The 18,699-nt window shown below is 69.5% G+C and carries 12 protein-coding genes and 1 tRNA gene; 7 read left to right on the top strand and 6 right to left on the bottom strand.

What is annotated here, in order from left to right:
- Positions 1–31: 31 nt before the first annotated feature.
- A complete protein-coding gene (locus tag ACFWBQ_RS01870; RefSeq protein ID WP_385482844.1) occupies positions 32–1,078 on the top strand; it encodes a sugar phosphate isomerase/epimerase family protein in 1,047 nt (348 codons plus the stop codon).
- A 71-nt stretch (positions 1,079–1,149) separates the two neighbouring features.
- On the opposite strand, the gene ACFWBQ_RS01865 is transcribed toward ACFWBQ_RS01870, so the two are convergent.
- The 4 genes from ACFWBQ_RS01865 to ACFWBQ_RS01850 form a co-directional block, all read right to left on the bottom strand.
- Positions 1,150–2,541 carry an OFA family MFS transporter gene (locus tag ACFWBQ_RS01865; RefSeq protein ID WP_385482842.1) on the bottom strand — a complete coding sequence of 464 codons (1,392 nt, stop codon included), beginning with the start codon at positions 2,539–2,541 and terminating at the stop codon, positions 1,150–1,152.
- Between the two features lie 126 nt (positions 2,542–2,667).
- Positions 2,668–4,824 (bottom strand): acetate--CoA ligase family protein, encoded by a 2,157-nt coding sequence (locus ACFWBQ_RS01860; protein WP_385482841.1) that lies wholly within the window; start codon positions 4,822–4,824, stop codon positions 2,668–2,670.
- A 2-nt stretch (positions 4,825–4,826) separates the two neighbouring features.
- Positions 4,827–6,065: a formyl-CoA transferase gene (gene frc, locus ACFWBQ_RS01855; RefSeq protein ID WP_385482839.1), complete on the bottom strand. Its 1,239-nt coding sequence runs from the start codon at positions 6,063–6,065 to the stop codon at positions 4,827–4,829.
- Between the two features lie 16 nt (positions 6,066–6,081).
- A complete protein-coding gene (locus ACFWBQ_RS01850) occupies positions 6,082–7,773 on the bottom strand; it encodes a thiamine pyrophosphate-binding protein (RefSeq protein ID WP_385482837.1) in 1,692 nt (563 codons plus the stop codon).
- A 166-nt stretch (positions 7,774–7,939) separates the two neighbouring features.
- Between ACFWBQ_RS01850 and sucC the strand changes: the two genes are divergently transcribed.
- From sucC to ACFWBQ_RS01835, 3 genes are all read left to right on the top strand, one after another.
- Positions 7,940–9,076 carry an ADP-forming succinate--CoA ligase subunit beta gene (gene sucC / locus ACFWBQ_RS01845; protein WP_385482836.1) on the top strand — a complete coding sequence of 379 codons (1,137 nt, stop codon included), beginning with the start codon at positions 7,940–7,942 and terminating at the stop codon, positions 9,074–9,076.
- Positions 9,077–9,078: 2 nt separating this feature from the next.
- A complete protein-coding gene (sucD, locus tag ACFWBQ_RS01840) occupies positions 9,079–9,963 on the top strand; it encodes a succinate--CoA ligase subunit alpha (protein ID WP_385482834.1) in 885 nt (294 codons plus the stop codon).
- 199 nt (positions 9,964–10,162) lie between these two features.
- Entirely contained in the window at positions 10,163–11,713 is a 1,551-nt protein-coding gene (locus ACFWBQ_RS01835) for an aldehyde dehydrogenase family protein (protein WP_385482832.1), read from the top strand.
- A 13-nt stretch (positions 11,714–11,726) separates the two neighbouring features.
- Here ACFWBQ_RS01835 and ACFWBQ_RS01830 read toward each other — a convergent pair whose 3' ends face one another.
- On the bottom strand, positions 11,727–13,079 hold the full coding sequence (locus ACFWBQ_RS01830) for a DUF2254 domain-containing protein (RefSeq protein WP_385482830.1): 1,353 nt from the start codon (positions 13,077–13,079) through the stop codon (positions 11,727–11,729).
- A 202-nt stretch (positions 13,080–13,281) separates the two neighbouring features.
- Here ACFWBQ_RS01830 and ACFWBQ_RS01825 point away from each other — a divergent pair.
- Together ACFWBQ_RS01825 and ACFWBQ_RS01820 are read left to right on the top strand one after the other, a co-directional pair.
- Positions 13,282–13,369 (top strand) — tRNA-Leu (locus tag ACFWBQ_RS01825).
- A gap of 313 nt (positions 13,370–13,682) precedes the next feature.
- Positions 13,683–16,445, top strand: coding sequence for a SpoIIE family protein phosphatase (locus tag ACFWBQ_RS01820; protein WP_385482828.1), 2,763 nt, complete (start codon positions 13,683–13,685; stop codon positions 16,443–16,445).
- Positions 16,446–16,499: 54 nt separating this feature from the next.
- Here the strand turns inward: ACFWBQ_RS01820 and ACFWBQ_RS01815 are convergent, their stop codons facing one another.
- Positions 16,500–17,381, bottom strand: a complete 882-nt coding sequence (locus tag ACFWBQ_RS01815) for an ABC transporter substrate-binding protein (RefSeq protein ID WP_385482826.1) — start codon at positions 17,379–17,381, stop codon at positions 16,500–16,502.
- A gap of 576 nt (positions 17,382–17,957) precedes the next feature.
- On the opposite strand from ACFWBQ_RS01815, the gene ACFWBQ_RS01810 reads away from it, so the two are divergent.
- On the top strand, positions 17,958–18,698 hold the full coding sequence (locus ACFWBQ_RS01810) for an HAD family hydrolase (RefSeq protein ID WP_385482824.1): 741 nt from the start codon (positions 17,958–17,960) through the stop codon (positions 18,696–18,698).
- The last annotated feature ends 1 nt before the right edge of the window (position 18,699 follow it).

Genomic DNA, 18,699 nt, shown 5'->3' with positions numbered 1-18,699 from the left:
CCCGCACACCCACACAGGGAGTTACGTGATCATGAGCCGCACCCCGAAGGACTCCGAACTGGCCCGCAGACTCAGCCGCCGCAACGTCCTGGGCGTCGCCGCCGGAGCCACCGCGGCCACCCTCCTGGGCGCCGCGACCGCACAGGCGGCAGGCAATCCGGGCCAAGGACACGGCCACGGCAGGAGCCGTGCCGTTCTGCCCCCCGGCCGCCTGGGAATCCAGCTGTACAGCCTCCGCGACAAGGTCTCCACGCTCGGCTTCGCCCCCGTCTTCGCCGAGCTGGAGAACTACGGCTACGACGAGATTGAGTTCGCCGGATACACCCAGGGCTCGGCCGGAGCCATCACCCTCGCCCAGCTCAGGAAGCTGGCCAAGGACCACGGACTGAACCCCATCGGCAGCCATGTCGGCTACTACGACGACAACAACCCCGGCGCCTACACCTTCGCCCAGAACCTCACCAAGGTCCTCGATGACGCGGAGGCCCTCGGCCTGAAGCACATCGGCACCGCGTCCGGCCCGTTCCGCTACGGCTCCACCGTGGACGGCTGGAAGCGTGCGGCCGAGGAGTTCAACACCTACGGAGCGGCAGCCCGCAAGCGCGGCATGAAGTTCTACCAGCACAACCACGCGGAGGAGTTCTCCTTCGCCACCGACAAGCCGGGTGTGCGGCTCTACGACGTCCTGCTCGCCGAGACCGACCCCGACCTGGTCTATCTGGAGATGGACATCTACTGGGCGTTCGCCGGCCAGTTCCGCTTCGGCAAGAAGGCCGACGGCACCCCCGCCCCCTTCAACCCCATCGACTACGTACTCAGGCAGCCCGACCGCTACCCCCTCTTCCACGTCAAGGACGGCACCCGTAACGACTCCGCCCGCGACGGCTACGACATGACGGACGTCGGCGACGGAGACATCGACTACAAGACCTTCCTCAGCCGCGTCACCGAGCGGACCCACCGCGGCCGCACCTACCACCACTGGCAGACCGAGCACGACAACCCGGTCGAGTCCTTCGCCTTCGCCCGCAAGTCCAGCGAGCACCTGCACTCCCTCCGGGAGCGCTGCGGCGACTGACGCCCGATGACACATACGTGTGGGGCCCGGTTCCAGGAACCGGGCCCCACACGCATGCTGCGGGTGTGCGATCAGTCGCTCTCCCGGCTTATCGGGGCCGGGTTGGCCTTCACCAGTCGGTTGCCCTTTCGGTCGCGTCCGGGTGCCGCGAGGAACAGGGCGAGGAATCCCGCGAAGAACGAGATGCTGCCCGCCAGGATGAAGGCGCCGTTGAGCCCCCAGGCGTCGACGACCAGGAAGCCCATCCCCGCTCCGAGTCCGGAGACGAGCTTGGAGCTGTAGACCATGCCGTAGTTGGTGGCGTTGTTGTTCTCACCGAAGTAGTCCGCGGTCATTGCGGCGAACATCGGGAAGATGGCGCCGCCGCCGAAGCCGGAGACCGCGGAGAAGAGCAGGAACAGTGGCAGGCTCTTCAGCTCGGCCGCCCAGATGATGCCGAACTGAGCCAGCCCCAGGATGACGCAGACGTAGAGCAGGCACTTCTTACGGCCGTAGAGGTCGGAGAGCCAGCCGATGACGCCGCGCCCGGTGCCGTTGACGATCGCCTTGAGCGACATGGCGGTGGCCACGATCCCGGCGGCGAAGCCCGCGTCCTGGCCGATGTCGATCTGGAAGGCGATACCGAAGATGTTCACGCCGGAGGTACAGGCGAGGCAGCACCACATCAGCGCCACGCGGCCGGTCCTCCAGGCCTCGCCCGGGGAGAACTGCTTGATGGCCGGCGGGTTCTTCTCCAGCGAACGGCGTGCCCGCGGGTCCTCGGGCGGGTTGAGCGGGTCGACCTCGGCGGGCCACCAGTTCTTCGGCGGGTCCCGGAAGAAGAAGCCGGCGCAGGCCACGAGCGCGGCGAGGAAGACGCCCACCGAGACCAGGACCCACTTGAAGTTGGTGATGTCCATGAATCCGGTGAAGATGAAGACGAACGGCACCGAACCGTAGGCGAAACCGCCGTTGACGAAGCCCGTCTTGCCGCCCCTGCGCTCCGGGTACCACTTGCCCACCATGTTGACGCAGGTGGCGTACACCATGCCCGCGCCCATGCCGGAGAACACACTGAAGCCGATGTACGCGAAGATCACGTGCGGCGCGTAGGCCAGTGACAGGTAGCCGAGAAGGGTGCCCGTCGCGCCGAGCATCATCGCCCAGCGGGCCGGCAGTCTGCCGGTCTCCCGCAGCCTGCCCGCGGGCATCGCGACAGCGGCCTGGAAGAACACCCAGACGGTCATCATCCAGTAGATGTGACCGCTGTTCCAGTTGTGCGCGTGGTGCAGCGTGTCCTCCGCCGACGCGAACGCGTACTCCGCCGAACTGATGCCCATCATGCCGACCCACGGCAGGATGACCATCCACTTGCGCTTGCGGCCCATGATGTCGACATCGGTCTCGCCGATGCGGTACATGCGCCCGTTGGCGTCCGTCACCTCCCTGAAGGGGACGGACGTGGAGATGTCAGTTGTCGTCATTGTCGATCGAACCCCTTGCGTGGAAGAAGTCTGGCCAGCGCCCCCTGCCCGTTCTCACTTCGCGTCGCGCGCGGGGTCCGCGGCCGAGCGGTCAGCCGCAGACCCCGTGGTTCGAGCCCTCTCAGGTCATCGCCCACCGCCCAACAGGCCGGCCGCGCGTGCCCATCGGTACTTGGCGCCCAGCACGGCCACCGGCTGCTCCGTGGTGTACGGATACGCGACGACACCGTGCTCGTAGAGGTACTGGCACGCCTCTTCCACTTCCGTGTCACCCGCCAGCGATGCCACCACCGGCTTCTCGATCCCCCGCTCCCTGAACTCCTGGACCACCCGGGCCGTCAGTTCGGCGAAGACCATCGGGGGAGTGACGATCGTGTGCCAGTAACCCAGCACCAGGGCATGGATGCGCGGGTCCTCCATCCCCAGCCGGATCGTCGCCTCGTACGTCGACGGCGGCTCGCCGCCCGTGATGTCGATCGGGTTCCCGGCCGCGCCGAACGGTGGAATGAACGCCTTGAACGCCGCGTCCAGATCGGGCGGGATCTCCATCAGGGAGAGCCCGTTGTCGACGATCGCGTCCGACAGGAGCACACCCGAACCACCCGCGCCGGTGATGATGACGACGTTGTCGCCCTTGGGCGTCGGCAGGACGGGCAACGCCCGTGCGTACTCCAGCATGTCGTTCAGCCCCGGTGCCCGGATCACCCCCGCCTGCCGCAGGATGTCGTCGTACACCGCGTCGTCGCCGGCCAGTGCACCCGTGTGCGACCCGGCCGCCTTCGCGCCCGCGCTGGTGCGCCCGGCCTTCAGGACCACGATCGGCTTCTTCGGTACGGTCGCCCGCGCCGCCTCCACGAACGCGCGACCGTCCTTGAGGTCCTCCAGATGCATCGCGATGCACTGGGTGTTGGGGTCCTCACCGAACCAGGTCAGCAGGTCGTCCTCGTCGATGTCCGACTTGTTGCCGAGCCCGACGATCGCCGACACCCCGGTCTTCGTCGACCGGGCGAAACCGAGGATCGCCATGCCGATGCCACCGGACTGGGAGGTCAGCGCCACCCCGCCCTTGACGTCGTACGGAGTGCAGAACGTGGCGCAGAGGTTCTGCCAGGTGGAGTAGTAGCCGTAGATGTTCGGCCCCAGCAGGCGCACGCCGTACCGCTCGCCGATCGCCACGATCTCGTCCTGCAGACCCTGTTCGCCGGTCTCGGCGAACCCCGACGGGATGAGCACGGCATTGGGAATCCCTTTGCGCCCCACCTCGTCCAGCGCCGCTGCCACGAACGTGGCGGGGATCGCGAAGACCGCCACATCCACCTCACCGGGAACGTCGGTGACACTCTTGTACGCCTTGCGGCCCAGAATGTCATCGGCCCTGGGGTTCACCGGATGGATCTCGCCCGTGAAGCCGCCGTCGATGAGGTTGCGCATCACCGAATTGCCGATCTTCCCCTGCTCGTTGGAAGCGCCGATGACGGCGACCGAACGGGGCTCCATCAGCCGGCGCATCGACACGAGGATCTCCTCGCGGCCGTAGGTGCGCCGTGCCTTCACCTCCTCGGTGGCCAGCAGAACGCGGATGTCCGCGGCGATCGCACCGTCCGGCGACGCGATCACGGGATTGAGGTCCACCTCCGCGATCTCCGGAAAATCCGTGACCAGTTGGGAGACACGCCGGATCTGCTCCGCCAGTGCCCAGCGGTCGACCGCCGGCGCCCCGCGCACACCCCGCAGGATCTCCGCCGCGCCGATCGAGTCGAGCATCGACTGCGCCTCGTCCGCGGTGACGGGCGCCAGCCGGAACGTGATGTCCTTCAGGACCTCCACCAGGACGCCGCCGAGACCGAACGCCACCACCTTCCCGAACGTCGGGTCGGTGACCGCTCCGATGATCACCTCCTGCCCCGGTGGTACCAGCTGCTGCACCTGCACCCCGTCGATCCGCGCATCGGGCGCGTACGCCTTCGCGTTCTCGACGATCCGGCAGAAGGCGGCCCGCACCTCGGCGGCGCCCGCGACCCCGACCACGACTCCGCCCGCATCCGTCTTGTGCAGGATGTCGGGGGAGACGATCTTCAGTACGACGGACCCGCCGAGCCGGTCCGCGAACGCCACGGCCTCCTCGACGTCCCGGGCCAGCTCCTCGCCCGGCACGGCGATGCCGTACGCATCGGCGACGACCTTTCCCTCCGGGGCGGTGAGCGCGCTGCGACCCTCGCCCCGGACGGCGTCGAGCAGTTCCCGTACCCGCTGCTGTTCCTTCTCTTCGACTGTTCCGGCCATGCTCAGATGACTCCGTTCGTCTTCAGCAACAGCAGTTCCTCGTCGCCCAGCCCGAGTTCGCCGACGTACACCTCGGCGTTGTGCTCACCGAGCAGCGGCGACGTGAGGATCTCGACGGGGGAGTCGGACAGCTTCAGCGGACTGCCGACCGTCGTGAAGGTGCCGCGCTCCGGATGGTCGACACGCACCACCATCTCGTTGGCGGCCAGGGACTCGTCCTCGACGATCTCCTTCGTGGAGAGGATCGGGCCGCACGGGATGTTGTGCGTGTTCAGCTGCTCCAGGACGTCCCACTTGGGGAGCGTGGCCGACCACTCCTCGATCAGCTGGAACATCTTGCCGAGCTTCGGCAGCCGCGCCTGGGGCGACGCCCACTCGGGATCCTCCGCCAGCTCGGGCCGGCCGATCAGCGCGGACAAGGGCTTCCAGCCGACGGGCTGCACGATGACGTACACGTAGTCGTTGGGCCCGCCCGGTGCGCACTTCACCGCCCAGCCCGGCTGGCCGCCGCCGCTGGCGTTTCCGCTGCGCGGCACCTCGTCGGCCTCGGCGGTGTCCTGGGCGTTGGGGTACTCGGCGAGCGGTCCGTGCGCCAGGCGCTGCTGGTCACGCAGCTTCACCCGGCAGAGGTTGAGCACGGCGTGCTGCATCGCCACGTTCACCCGCTGTCCGCGCCCCGTGTTCTCGCGCTGGAACAGTGCGGCGAGGATGCCGGCCACCGCATGGACTCCGGTGCCCGAGTCGCCGATCTGCGCACCGGTGGCGAGCGGTGGCCCGTCCTCGAAACCGGTGGTCGACATGGAGCCGCCCATGGCCTGCGCGACGACCTCGTACGCCTTGAAATTGGTGTACGGGCCATCGCCGAAGCCCTTGATGGAGGCATAGATGATCCGAGGGTTGATCTCCTGGATCCTCTCCCAGGTGAACCCCATGCGGTCCACGGCGCCGGGGCCGAAGTTCTCCACCATCACGTCGCTGCGCCGGATGAGCTCGGTCAGGATCTCCTTGCCGCGCTCGCTCTTCGTGTTGAGGGTGATGCTCCGTTTGTTGCAGTTGAGCATCGTGAAGTAGAGGGAGTCGACGTCGGGCAGATCGCGCAACTGCTTGCGGGTGATGTCGCCGCTCGGCGCCTCCAGCTTGACCACGTCCGCACCGAGCCAGGCGAGCAGCTGGGTGGCGGAGGGACCGGACTGTACGTGTGTCATGTCGAGGACGCGCACGCCCTCAAGAGCTTTGGTCATGCCAACGGCTCCTCTGCTACTTGTACATGGTCTGGTTCATCGTTCCGGGGGCGTACGCGTCGGGGTCGACCCAGACGTTGATGAGCGAGGGCAGCCCCGACTCGCGCGCCCGCTGCAACGCGGGGGCGATGTCCGCGGGGTCGCGCACCTCTTCGCCGTAACCACCCAGCATCTGGGCGAACTTGTCGTAGTGGACGTCACCGAGGGTGTTGCCGACCCGCTCGCGCTCGTCGCCGTACTTGGCCTTCTGGCCGTAACGGATCTGGTTCATCGAGGAGTTGTTGCCGACGATGCCGACGAACGGGAGGTTGTAGCGGACGAGCGTCTCGAAGTCCCACCCGGTCAGGGAGAACGCGCCGTCGCCGAAGAGTGCCACGACCTCCTTGTCGGGCCTGGCCTGTTTGGCGGCCAGGACGAACGGCACGCCGACGCCGAGCGTGCCGAGCGGGCCCGGGTCCATCCAGTGGCCCGGTGTGCGGGGCTGGACGACCTGGCCGGAGAAGGTGACGATGTCGCCGCCGTCCCCGATGTAGATGGAGTCCTCGGTCAGGAAGTCGTTGATCTCGCTCACCAGCCGGTACGGGTGGATGGGCGAGGCGTCCGACTTGAGCTGGGGCAGCCGCTTCTCGATCGCGGTCTGCTCGGCGGCCCGGAGCTCCTCCAGCCAGGCCTTCCGCCTGACCGAACCGCCGTTGAGCCGCCCGCTCGCCGCCTCCGTGACCGCCTTCAGGACGACCGAGGCGTCCCCGACGATCCCGAGGTCGATGTCGCGGTTCTTGCCCACGGTGCGGTAGTCGAGGTCGATCTGGACGACGGTCGCATCCTGCGAGAGCCGTTTGCCGTAGCCCATCCTGAAGTCGAAGGGCGTCCCCACGATCACGATGAGGTCGGCGTTGGAGAACGCGTACCGCCGCGAGAGCTGGAAGTGGTGCGGGTCGCCGGGAGGCAGGGTGCCGCGGCCCGCGCCGTTCATGTACGCGGGGATGTTGAGGGTCCGGACCAGCTCCGTGGCGGAGTCCGTGGCGCGCGTCGTCCAGACCTGGCTGCCCAGCAGGATCGCGGGCTTGTCGGCGTGGACGAGGAGATCGGCCAGTTTCTCGATGTCGGCCGGGTCGCCGGCCGCTCGTGTGGAGGCCCGGTACTGCCCGGCCTCGGGCACCCGCGCTTTGCTCACCGGCACCTTGGCGTCGAGCACATCGCGCGGGATCTCCAGGAAGGAGGGTCCGGGTGCGCCGTGGTAGCACTCCCGGAACGCCATCGACACCATGTCCGCCGCCCGCGCGGTGTCCGGCACGGTGGCCGCGAACTTGGTGATGGGCGTCATCATGTCGACGTGCGGAAGATCCTGGAGCGAGCCCATCTTGTGCTGGGTGTGCGCCCCCTGACCGCCTATCAGCAGCATCGGTGACTCCGCGCGGAAGGCGTTGGCGACACCGGTGACGGCGTCGGTCGTCCCCGGCCCCGCGGTGACGACGGCGCACCCGGGCTTCCCGGTGATGCGGGCGTAGCCGTCGGCTGCGTGGGCGGCGACCTGCTCGTGGCGTACGTCGACGACCTCGATGCCCTCGTCGACGCAGCCGTCGTAGATGTCGATGATGTGGCCGCCGCAGAGGGTGTAGATGCGCTCCACCCCCTCCGCCTTGAGTGCCTTGGCGACCAAGTGCCCACCGGAGACGAGGTTCTGGCTGTCGTGGCTGTCCTCGGGCATGGCGATGTCCTGTCCCTTCGTAGGGGATCGCGGGAGCCGGTCCGCCGCTCTCGCGGTACATTGCATACAGTCGACGAATACTGTATGAAGATTGTTATCCCGCATCCGGTGGGTGGTGTCCAGGGGGCGTGCGGCACTTTCACAATCGGCACGATCGGGAGTGGCTATGGATCTGTACGAGCACCAGGCAAGGCAACTCTTCGCGGATCACGGCATCGCCGTACCGGACGCCGAGGTCGTGGACGACCCGTCCGAGGCCCATGCGGCAGCCGAACGGCTCGGCGGGCGCGTCGTCGTCAAGGCGCAGGTGAAGACCGGCGGCCGGGGCAAGGCGGGCGGGGTGAAAATCGCGGCGGACCCCGGGGCCGCCGTCGTCACCGCACGCCAGATCCTCGGCATGGACATCAAGGGCCACCGGGTACGGACGGTGATGCTCGCCCAACCGGTCGCCATCGAGGCGGAGTTCTACGTGAGCTACGTCCTGGACCGGGCCTCAGGCACCTTCCTGGCCATCGCCTCGGCGGAGGGCGGCATGGACATCGAGGAGGTCGCGGCCACCCGTCCGGAGGCGGTGGCCCGTATCCCCGTCGACCCGGTCGAGGGAGTCACGGCGGCCAAGGCGGCCGAGATGGCCGAGGCCGCCGCTCTGCCGTCGGCCGCAGCCCCCGTACTCCAGGCGCTGTGGCAGGTCCTCGTCCAGGAGGACGCCCTGCTGGTCGAGGTCAACCCGCTGGTCCGCACCACGGACGGCCGGATCCTCGCCCTGGACGGCAAGGTGACGCTCGACGACAACGCCGCTTTCCGGCAGTCCCGTTGGGGTACGGACGCGGTGGACCCGCACGGGGACCCGCTGGAGGCCGCTGCCGCCGCCAAGGGCCTCAACTACGTCAAGCTCGACGGCGAGGTCGGCATCATCGGCAACGGCGCCGGACTCGTCATGTCCACCCTCGACGTGGTCGCCGGCTGCGGGGCACGACCCGCCAACTTCCTCGACATCGGGGGCGGTGCCTCGGCCCGCGTCATGGCGGACGGCCTCACCGTCATCCTCTCCGACCCCTCGGTGAAGTCCGTCTTCGTCAACGTCTTCGGCGGCATCACCGCCTGCGACGCGGTCGCCGACGGCATCGTCCAGGCGCTGGACGCAGTCCACCTGACGAAACCACTGGTCGTACGCCTCGACGGCAACAACGCGGCCCGCGGCCGCGCGATCCTCGACGACCGCGCGCACCCCCTGGTCCAGCAGGCGACCACGATGGACGGCGCAGCCGACCGAGCAGCCCAACTGGCCCTGGGAGGGCACTGATCATGGCAATCTTCCTCACCAAGGAGAGCAAGGTCCTCGTCCAGGGCATGACCGGCGCCGAGGGCATGAAGCACACCCGGCGGATGCTCGCCGCGGGCACCCAGATCGTCGGGGGCGTCAATCCGCGCAAGGCCGGCCTGACCGTGGACTTCGACGACCGCACGGTCCCGGTCTTCGGATCCGTACGCGACGGGATGGACGCCACCGGGGCGGACGTCACGGTCGTCTTCGTCCCGCCACCGTTCGCCAAGGCGGCGGTCATCGAGGCGGCCGACGCAGGTATCGCCCTGGCCGTGGTCATCACGGAGGGCATCCCCGTCCACGACGCGGTGGCCTTCCACACCCATGCGCGCTCACGCGGCACGCGCATCCTCGGCCCCAACTGCCCCGGAGTGATCAGCCCCGGCCAGTCGAACGCGGGCATCATCCCGGCCGACATCGCGACGAAGCCCGGCCGCATCGGTCTGGTCTCCAAGTCGGGGACCCTCACGTATCAGTTGATGCACGAACTCCGGGAGACCGGCTTCTCGTCGGCGGTGGGAATCGGCGGCGACCCGGTGATCGGGACGACGCACATCGACTGTCTGACAGCCTTCGAGAACGACCCCGACACCGAGCTGATCGTTCTCATCGGCGAGATAGGCGGCGACGCGGAGGAACGGGCCGCGGCACACATCGCGCAACACATCACCAAGCCGGTGATCGGCTACATCGCCGGCTTCACCGCCCCCGAGGGCAGGACGATGGGCCACGCGGGAGCGATCGTCTCGGGCTCCTCGGGCACGGCGGCCGCCAAGAAGCAGGCGCTGGAGGCGGCAGGGGTAGCGGTCGGCGCCACACCGACGGAGACGGCACGGCTGGTGGAGGACCGGCTGCGAGCAGCCTGACCCCACGTGTGAGGGCATACACCGGGCCCGTCCGGCGATCGAGGAGCGGGGTCCGGGCGGAGCCCCGGTTACGGGAAGGAGCGGGTAGGGGACAAATCCCAGCGCAGGCGCCCCGCCCGTTCCGGCTCCCGCACCTCAACCGCCCTGCCACCTCGTCAACCGCCCCCCGCCCACGCACGCGCACCGAGAGCGGAGATCCATGAAACCCCCAGCAACCACCCTCACCCTCAAACCCCACACCACCTGGCCCGAAGCCTGGCAACGCGCACGCGCGACGGCCCCCGAGGCCTTCCTGGACGACCGGGTCCGCAATCTCTGGGCCGCCACCTGGCACCAGGACGGCCGTACGCTCACCGCCACCAGCCCCATCGACAACACCCCCGTCGTCGGCCCGCCCCGCCTGGACGCGACGACCGCCCAACAGGCCGTACGGGCCTCCCTCGACCAGCACCGCGCCTGGCGCCACATCCCGCTCCCCGAACGCCGCGCCCGTGTGGGCGCCGCCCTCGACGCCCTCACCGAGCACCGTGAGCTCCTCGCACTCCTCCTGGTCTGGGAGATCGGTAAACCCTGGCGCCTCGCCCAGGCGGACGTCGACCGCGCCATCGACGGGGTCCGCTGGTACGTCGACAACATCGACCGGCTCCTGGCCACCCGTACACCCCTCCCCGGCCCTGTCTCCAACATCGCCAGCTGGAACTACCCCATGTCCGTGCTGGTCCACGCGATGCTCGTGCAGGCTCTTGCGGGCAACGCGGTGATCGCCAAGACACCCACCGACGGAGGTGTCGCCTGCCTCACCCTGGCCTGCGCACTCGCCGCCCGCGAGGGCATCCCGCTCACCCTTGTCAGCGGCAGCGGCAGTGACCTGTCCGCTCCGCTCGTCCGCTCGCCCGAGATCGGCTGCGTCTCCTTCGTCGGAGGCCGCGACACCGGGGCCCGTATCGCCACCGCGGTCGCCGACCTGGGCAAGCGGCACATCCTCGAACAGGAGGGCCTCAACACCTGGGGCATCTGGAACTACTCGGACTGGGCGTCCCTCACCGCCGTCATCCCGAAACTCTTCGACTACGGCAAGCAGCGCTGCACGGCCTACCCGCGCTTCGTCGTCCAGCGCACCCTCTTCGCGGACTTCCTGGCGGCCTACCTGCCCGCCGTCCGCTCCCTGCGCACCGGCCACCCCCTCGCGGTGGAGCACCCCTCCGACCCGCTGCCCACGCTGGACCTCGGCCCGCTCATCAACGCCACGAAGGCCAAGGAGCTCGCCGACCAGGTGGCCGAAGCGATCGACCGGGGAGCGGTCCCCCTCCATCGGGGATCCGCCTCGGACGCCCAGTTCCTCCCCGGCCAGGACACCAGCGCCTACTTCCACCCCGTCACCCTGCTCAACCCTCCCCCCTCCTCCCCGCTGCACCACGCGGAACCCTTCGGTCCGGTCGACACGATCGTCCTGGTCGACACGGAGGCGGAGCTCCTGGCCGCCATGAACGCCTCCAACGGGGCACTGGTGGCCACGCTGTCCACCGACGACCCGGCCACGTACGACCGCTTGGCCCCGCAGATCCGCGCCTTCAAGACCGGCCACGGCAAGCCCCGATCGCGCGGCGACCGCGACGAGCTCTTCGGCGGCTTCGGCGCCTCCTGGCGCGGTGCCTTCGTGGGCGGCGAGCTGCTCGTGAGAGCCGTGACCGAGGGCCCGGCGGGGGAGCGGCTGCCGGGCAACTTCCCGGACTACCACCTCATGCCGTGACCGGTGGGAGGCGTCAGCCGATCCCCTGACGGTCCGGGTGCAGGGCGAACGCCCGCCCGGCAGCCTCAGGCACTGTGCGCTCCACCGCCTCCACCAGGAGCGCACAGTGCCTGAGCAGCGGCTTCCTCCGTTCTTCGGACGCGAGAAGCAGCAGATCGTCGAGCCCGGCCAGCAGCCGCCGCGTGACCTGCGGACTGCCGGCCGCGCACCCCCGGATCTCCTCGAACGCGAGATCCACCAGATCCGACCACCCCGGCACCTCCTGGACAAGCCGCACCGCACCCCGCCGGTCCCGGTGGTGCAGCGGCCCGAGCGGCAGGCGCACGGCGACGGCGAGGAACTGCACGATCCGGTCCAGACACTGCACGGCGGTGGTCGGATCGTTCACGGACCCCGACAGGGCCCGCAGCGCGATGTCCGACAACTGACGCAGCCCGAACGCCGGATCCTGGCGCACCGTCCGCTCGACCCCGACGGAGACCGCGGACCTCAGGGCGGACGAAGGAGGCGCGGCCCCACCGTGCACGGCCAGCACCGGCATACCGGGCACGATGAAGTCCCCGATCCGCGGGATCAGCCGCAGCACCACTCCGCGCCGGCGCGCGGCCCGCACCAGCCGGGCCACATACACATCCCTTACTACTCCCGCCCGCTCCCGGTGCACGACCCGCGCCGTCTCGGGCCCGAGCGGTGCCTTTCCGGGCTCGCCTCCGGGCTGGCGCTCCAGAGCCCGGAACGACTCGCGGGCGATGTGGTCGAGGACGGGCCCGACCCGCATCAGCCGCAGCGTGGAGGAGACGAAGGCGACGAACAACAGCAGGCTCAGGCCGACCATGCCCAGCGTCAGCGTGCTCTGCAGAACGGGTACGGAGGTGATGCGCCGCGGATCCGCGGCGCCCCCGCCTTCGTACGACGTCAGCACCAGCAGCGAGAACGCGAAGGTCGCCAGGAACACCGTCAGAGTGAGCTTGCTGATCCGGCTCCGTACGAAGATCCGGACCACGCGCGGCGTGAGCTGCCCGCTGGCCATCTGTACGGCCACCAGCGAGATGCTGAAGACGACCCCGATGAAGGTCATCATGGCCGCGCTGATCGTGGTGACGATCAGCCTGGTGTCCTGGGCGAACGCGAGGAGGTCCCCGAGCTCCTCGTACGCCTGCTCCTCCTGCAGGTGGGCGACGATCTTCGTGTCCACCTCGGCGAGGACCCACCACAGCGCGAAGGCGCACGTCAGTCCGACGACCGGTGCGAACCAGAACGTGTCGCGCAGACGCTCACGCAGGGAGGCCAGAGCGCGGGGCGGTGATGCACGGGGCAGCAACCGGGTGCGCTGATTCGTGCCGCTCGTGCCACTCGTGCCGCTCATGCCCGCGAAGGTAGCCCGGACGACTCCTCGTACACGGCAGGCGACAGACCGTACGCGCGTCGGCGTGTGCCGGTCACCGGTCGGCGCTCCGTACCCACCCGCACCGCACTGACCACTGAAAATGCAGGTGAGAGGCACCCCAAACCCCTGGTATTGTTTTCTTTGTCGCCACGGGGAACACGCCGTGAACGACAGACACCTTGTCCGGGTGGCGGAATGGCAGACGCGCTAGCTTGAGGTGCTAGTGCCCTTTATCGGGCGTGGGGGTTCAAGTCCCCCCTCGGACACCAGAGCGGGACGTTCACGAGATCGTCCACCAGAACCACCAGGCGTAAACGGGGATGTTCACGAGATCGTCCGCGATGCGTTCACGAATTACCGGTCGAGTCATATGGCTCACCGGTTTTTCGTCGTTCCCGAGGCCTTCGGGTCGCGTGAATCGGCCAGGTGAGGGGCGGGGCGGTGGCAGTTCGGGTGCTGCACCTCTCGCCTGAAGCTTGCCCTCCCCGTAGCCGGGCCTATCGCCGCGGCACCGGGCCCGACCGGACCAGCCTGGGCCCGTCCTGAGCCGCGCCCGACGGGCCGGTCACTGATACTGAGAAAATGGGCAAACTTGGGCGATACGTCCCGGCGGCCCGTCGGCGCGACCGTGTGCCGCCGAAGGCCCGGCCGCCGGAAGCCCGCCCGGATACCCGTCGCCATTCGGCCGGGCGGCGTGTGCTGTCGTTGCTGAAGCGGCGCAGCGTCGCCAGTCAGGTCTTCCTGCTGCAGCTGGGGGTCGTCCTGCTGCTCATCGCCACGGCCGTGGTGGCGCTCGTGATCCAGGACCGCAACCGCGCGATCCAGGAGGCCGGCGACCGGTCACTGGTGGCGGCCGAGTCGTTCGCGAACGCCCCGGGCACCGCGGCGGCGATGAAGAGCGATGACCCGACAGCGGCACTCCAGCCACATGCCGAGGCGTTGAGGATGAAGACCGGCGTCGACTACGTCGTGGCGCTGAGCCCCTACGGCTTCCGGTGGACCCACCCGGATCCGGACCAGATCGGGAAGCACGTCTCCACCTCCTACGGCGAAGCGCTCGAAGGCGAGCCCCACCAGACCACGTTCGACAGCAGTCTGGGGAAGGCTGTCGACTCGACGGTGGCCGTCTTCGACGCGAAGGGGACCGCGGTCGGCCTCGTCACCGTGGGGGTCACGGTGGACAAGGTGACCAGTGTGGTGGAGCACCAACTGCCGGTGATCTTCGCCGCAGGCGGTGTCGCCCTGCTGCTGGCCGCGGGCGGGTCGGCACTGGTCAGCGGGCGTTTGCGGCGCCAGACCGGAGGCCTGGGGCCGGTGGAGATGACCCGCATGTACGAGCACCACGACGCGGTGCTGCACGCGGTCCGTGAAGGCGTGATCATTCTGGACGGTGACGGACGGCTGCAGCTGGTCAACGACGAGGCGCGCCGACTGCTCGCCCTGCCGCCGGAGGCCGAGGGCAAGGCGGTCACCGGACTGGGGCTGAGCCCGGCCCTGGCCGGGCTGCTGGGATCGGGCAGGGCGGCCACGGACAAGGTCTTCCTGGCCGGGGGCATCCTGCTCGCGGTCAACGTGCGGCCGGTGGGCCCGAAGGGGGGCAGCGTGGCCACCCTGCGGGACACCACGGAGCTGCGCGCCCTCGCGGGCCGGGCGGACGTGGCGGGCGGACGCCTGCAACTGATCTACGAGGCCAGCACACGGATCGGTACCACCCTCGACGTGAAGCGCACCGCTGAGGAGCTGACCGAGGTGGCGGTCCCGCGCTTCGCCGACTTCGCCACCATCGAGCTGTTGGAGCCCGTGCTGCGCGGTAGTGAACCGACGGGGGCGAGTATCGAAATGTGCCGCGTCGCCGCTGCGGGCATTCGGGACGACGCGCCCCTCGACCCCGTCGGGACGCGCAACCCCGCGGCCCTCGGTATGGCCACCGACCGGCCGGTCCTGGTGGAGCACCTCGCCATGACCGACGCATGGAGGACCCAGGACCCGGAGCGGGCCCAGAGGGTCATCGCATTCGGTATCCACTCCATGATCTCGGTGCCGCTGCAGGCTCGAGGCCAACTGCTGGGGGTCGTGGAGTTCTGGCGTTCGGAGCAGGAGCCCTTCGAGTCGGACGACCTGTCCCCTGCCGAGGAGCTCACCGCCCGGGCGGCCGTGTGCATCGACAACGCACGCCGTTACACCCGCGAGCACATCACGGCCGTCACTCTCCAGCGCAGCCTGCTGCCCGGAGTGTTCCCCGAGCTGTCCGCCCTGGAGGTCGGGCACCGGTACCTGCCCGCCCAGGCGGGGGTGGGCGGCGACTGGTACGACGTCATCCCGCTGCCCGGTGCCCGGGTGGCCCTGGTGGTCGGCGACGTCGTCGGACACGGCCTGCACGCCGCCGCGACGATGGGCCGCCTGAGGACCGCGGTGCACAACTTCGCCGCCCTGGACCTGCCTCCGGACGAGCTTCTCGCACACCTGGACGACCTGATCACCCGTATCGACCAGGATGCGACAGCCGAGGGCAACACCGAGGCCATCACCGGTGCCACCTGCCTGTATGCGGTCTACGACCCGGTCTCCGGGCGGTGCGTTCTCGCCCGGGCCGGCCATCCCGGTCCGGCGCTGGTCTCGCCCGACGGCTCCGTGACCTTCCCTGACATCCCGGTCTCCCCGCCACTCGGCGTGGGAGGAGGTCTGCCGGTCGAGACCGCCGAACTCCGGCTGGCCGCCGACAGCCGGCTGGTCCTCTACACCGACGGCCTGGTCGAGGCCCGCGGCCGTGACATCGACACCGGGCTCGGCATGCTGAGGGACGCGCTCGCGCGTACGGACGGCACCACCCCGGACGACACCTGCCGGGTGGTGCTCGACGCGATGCTGCACACCAGGCCGAGTGACGATGTCGCCCTGCTCGTCGCGCGCACCCGACTGCTCGACCCGGAGCAGGTCGGGGAGTGGGAGGTGCCCCACGACCCCGCAGCCGTCTCCCGGATCCGCACCGAGGCCACCCGCAAGCTGGAAGCCTGGGGGCTCGGCGAGGCCACCTTCACGACCGAGCTGATCCTCAGCGAACTGGTGACGAACGCCATCCGGTACGGGGACAGCCCCATCAGCCTGCGGCTGCTGCGCGACCGCGACAGCCTGATCTGCGAGGTCGGCGACGGCACCAGCACCTCCCCGCACCTGCGCCGCGCGGCCATCACCGACGAGGGAGGCCGTGGTCTGTTCCTCGTCGCGCAGTTGTCCCGGCGCTGGGGGACCCGGTACACCGACCGAGGCAAGATCATCTGGGCTGAACAGGCGCTCGACGCCGGAGGCGCCGGGGACCTGAGCGGTCTCCTGATGGCGGACCTGTGAAGCGGGCCGGAAACCGGGCCGCCGCGCATCGGGGTGTGCGCACGCCCGGAACGTTCAGGAGCCGTCGCCGGCCGTGAAGTACGGGATTTTGGCCGGGTCCTGGTTGAAAGCGGCCCCGAGATAGACGGCCGACAGTTTGGCGAGCGTCCCGTCGTCGATCAGCTGCCTGATGATCCGGTCCAGCTCGTCCTTGTCGGGTGACCCCTTCGGGTACAGGGCGCCATAGCCCTGGTCGGTCCTGTACTGGCCCACGAGTCGCACCCTTCCCTTCCGCTTCTGGGGATACGCCAGCAGAATCGTCGTGTCGTGGACGACCGTGTCGATCCGGTCCTCCTCCAGCGCCGTGACCATCTCCGGATCGTTGGCGAAGACGGTGAGGGGCTTGGCCGGCTTGAGGCGGTCCCTGACGAACTCCTCACCCGTGGTGCCCTCGGCCACTCCGATGCGGACGTCGCGGATATTGTCCTCGTTGATCTTCTCCCCGTCCCTGATCAGCACTCCCAGGGTCGAGGAGAGGTAGGGCGGGGAAAATGCGGCGACCTTACTCCGTTCCGGGGTGATCGTGATCTGCGCCAGGGCCAGGTCGAAGTCCTTGGCCCGGCCGGACACGACCTCCGGGAAGGGTGCGTTCTCCACCTTCACCCGGTCGAGTCCTGCCCGGTGGGCGATGTTGGCGGCCATGCAGTACTCGTAGCCGCTCTTGACGGAGTCCGGCGTCCTGCCGTTCCACCAGCCGGGCGCGGGCAGAGTCGTCTTGACCGTGAGGGCGCCCGCCGTCACGGGCGACAGCTGGAACTCCCCGTAACGTCCCGAGACCTGGCAGTCGCCGTAGTGGGCGTTCGACGACTCCGACCCGCCCTGGTCGCACGCCGATGTCGCCACGATCAGCGCCCCGCTGACGGCCAGAGAGACGATCGCTGCCGCGGTGCGCTTCATTGCACCTCCGGTAGGGGCGTATTCCTTGAGTCACCATAAATCACCCCGATCCATACGACCGCTGGAGCCACGTGGGAGGACTCCGGGGCGTGGCCGGATCGCCCGTCGGCCGGTGCTCCCCGGCTGGACCTCATCGGCCCCATGGGCGGACCGGGGCCATGCGACCGGTCGGGAGACAGGGCTGCCCTGCGCGACGGGTGAACCGTTCGGACCGAACGTCCCGGCCGACGCGCCCATCCGCGCCTCGCCGCGCACGATGGGACGGAGACAGCGGGGCCGGTCTCCGATCAGCCGCGGCCGAAAGGTGGTGGGGAAGATGCAGATGCCCTTCGTCCTGGGCATGGATGCGTCGGAACCGGGCCTGGGGGCTGTGCCCGGGCCGGAAGAGGCCGCTCGCCGCAAGGCTCCCCGGCGGGGTGCCTACTGGGCCCTCCGGGGCGCTGTGCGGGGGAGGCGCCTTCGTGCGGCCTCGGCCGCCCCGTGGTGCACGGCCGGCCCACCCACCCATGCCTCACTCCATCGGACTGCCTCTGCCTCTGCCTGCGCCGTTGCCGTCGTACGCAAGGTGTGTCGGCGATGATCGCCGCCCTGCGGGCCATGGACGCAGTGGTCCTCGACACCGACGGAGTGATCACCGACTCCGCGCGGGTCCACGCCGCGGCGTGGAAGAGGGCCTTCGACGCATGTCTGCGGGAGCACCCGCCCGCGGATCCTGAGCTGAGGCGCCCTTTCGACACGGGCGAGGATTATCTGCTGTACGTGGACGGCAGGTCGCGGCTGGACGGCGCCACCGGGTTCCTCGCGTCACGGGGTCTGCGGCTGCCCGACGCCACCGTGCAATCCGTCGCCGCGGTCAAGGAGCGGCTTTTCACCGAGCGGTTGCGGGTGGGCGGCATCGACGCCTACCCGGGAACGGTGACGCTGCTGCACGCGCTGCGCCACGAAGGGATTCCTCTCGCCGCCGCCTCCGCGTCCCGGCACGCCGGTGAGCTCCTTGCGGGCGCCGGGGTGCTGGACCTCTTCGACGCGCTCGTCGACGGCGGCGAAGCCGCCCGCCTCGGCCTGCCCGGCAAGCCGGACCCGGCGCTCTTCCTGGAAGCCGCCCAGCGGCTCGGGAAGCCCGCGTCCCGCACCGCGGTCGTCGAGGATGCCCTGGCCGGGGTGGAGGCGGGCCGACGCGGGGGATTCGGCCTGGTGATCGGCGTGGACCGCGCCGCGGGGCCGGACACCGGAGCAGCACTGCTCCGGCACGGCGCGGACCTGGTGGTCCGCGACCTGGCCGAGCTGCTCGACGACCGCGCGGACGGGAAGGACTGAC

The organism is Streptomyces sp. NPDC060035, from assembly GCF_042736635.1.
Taxonomy (GTDB): domain Bacteria; phylum Actinomycetota; class Actinomycetes; order Streptomycetales; family Streptomycetaceae; genus Streptomyces.
This window is presented reverse-complemented; position numbering and strand designations above follow the sequence as displayed.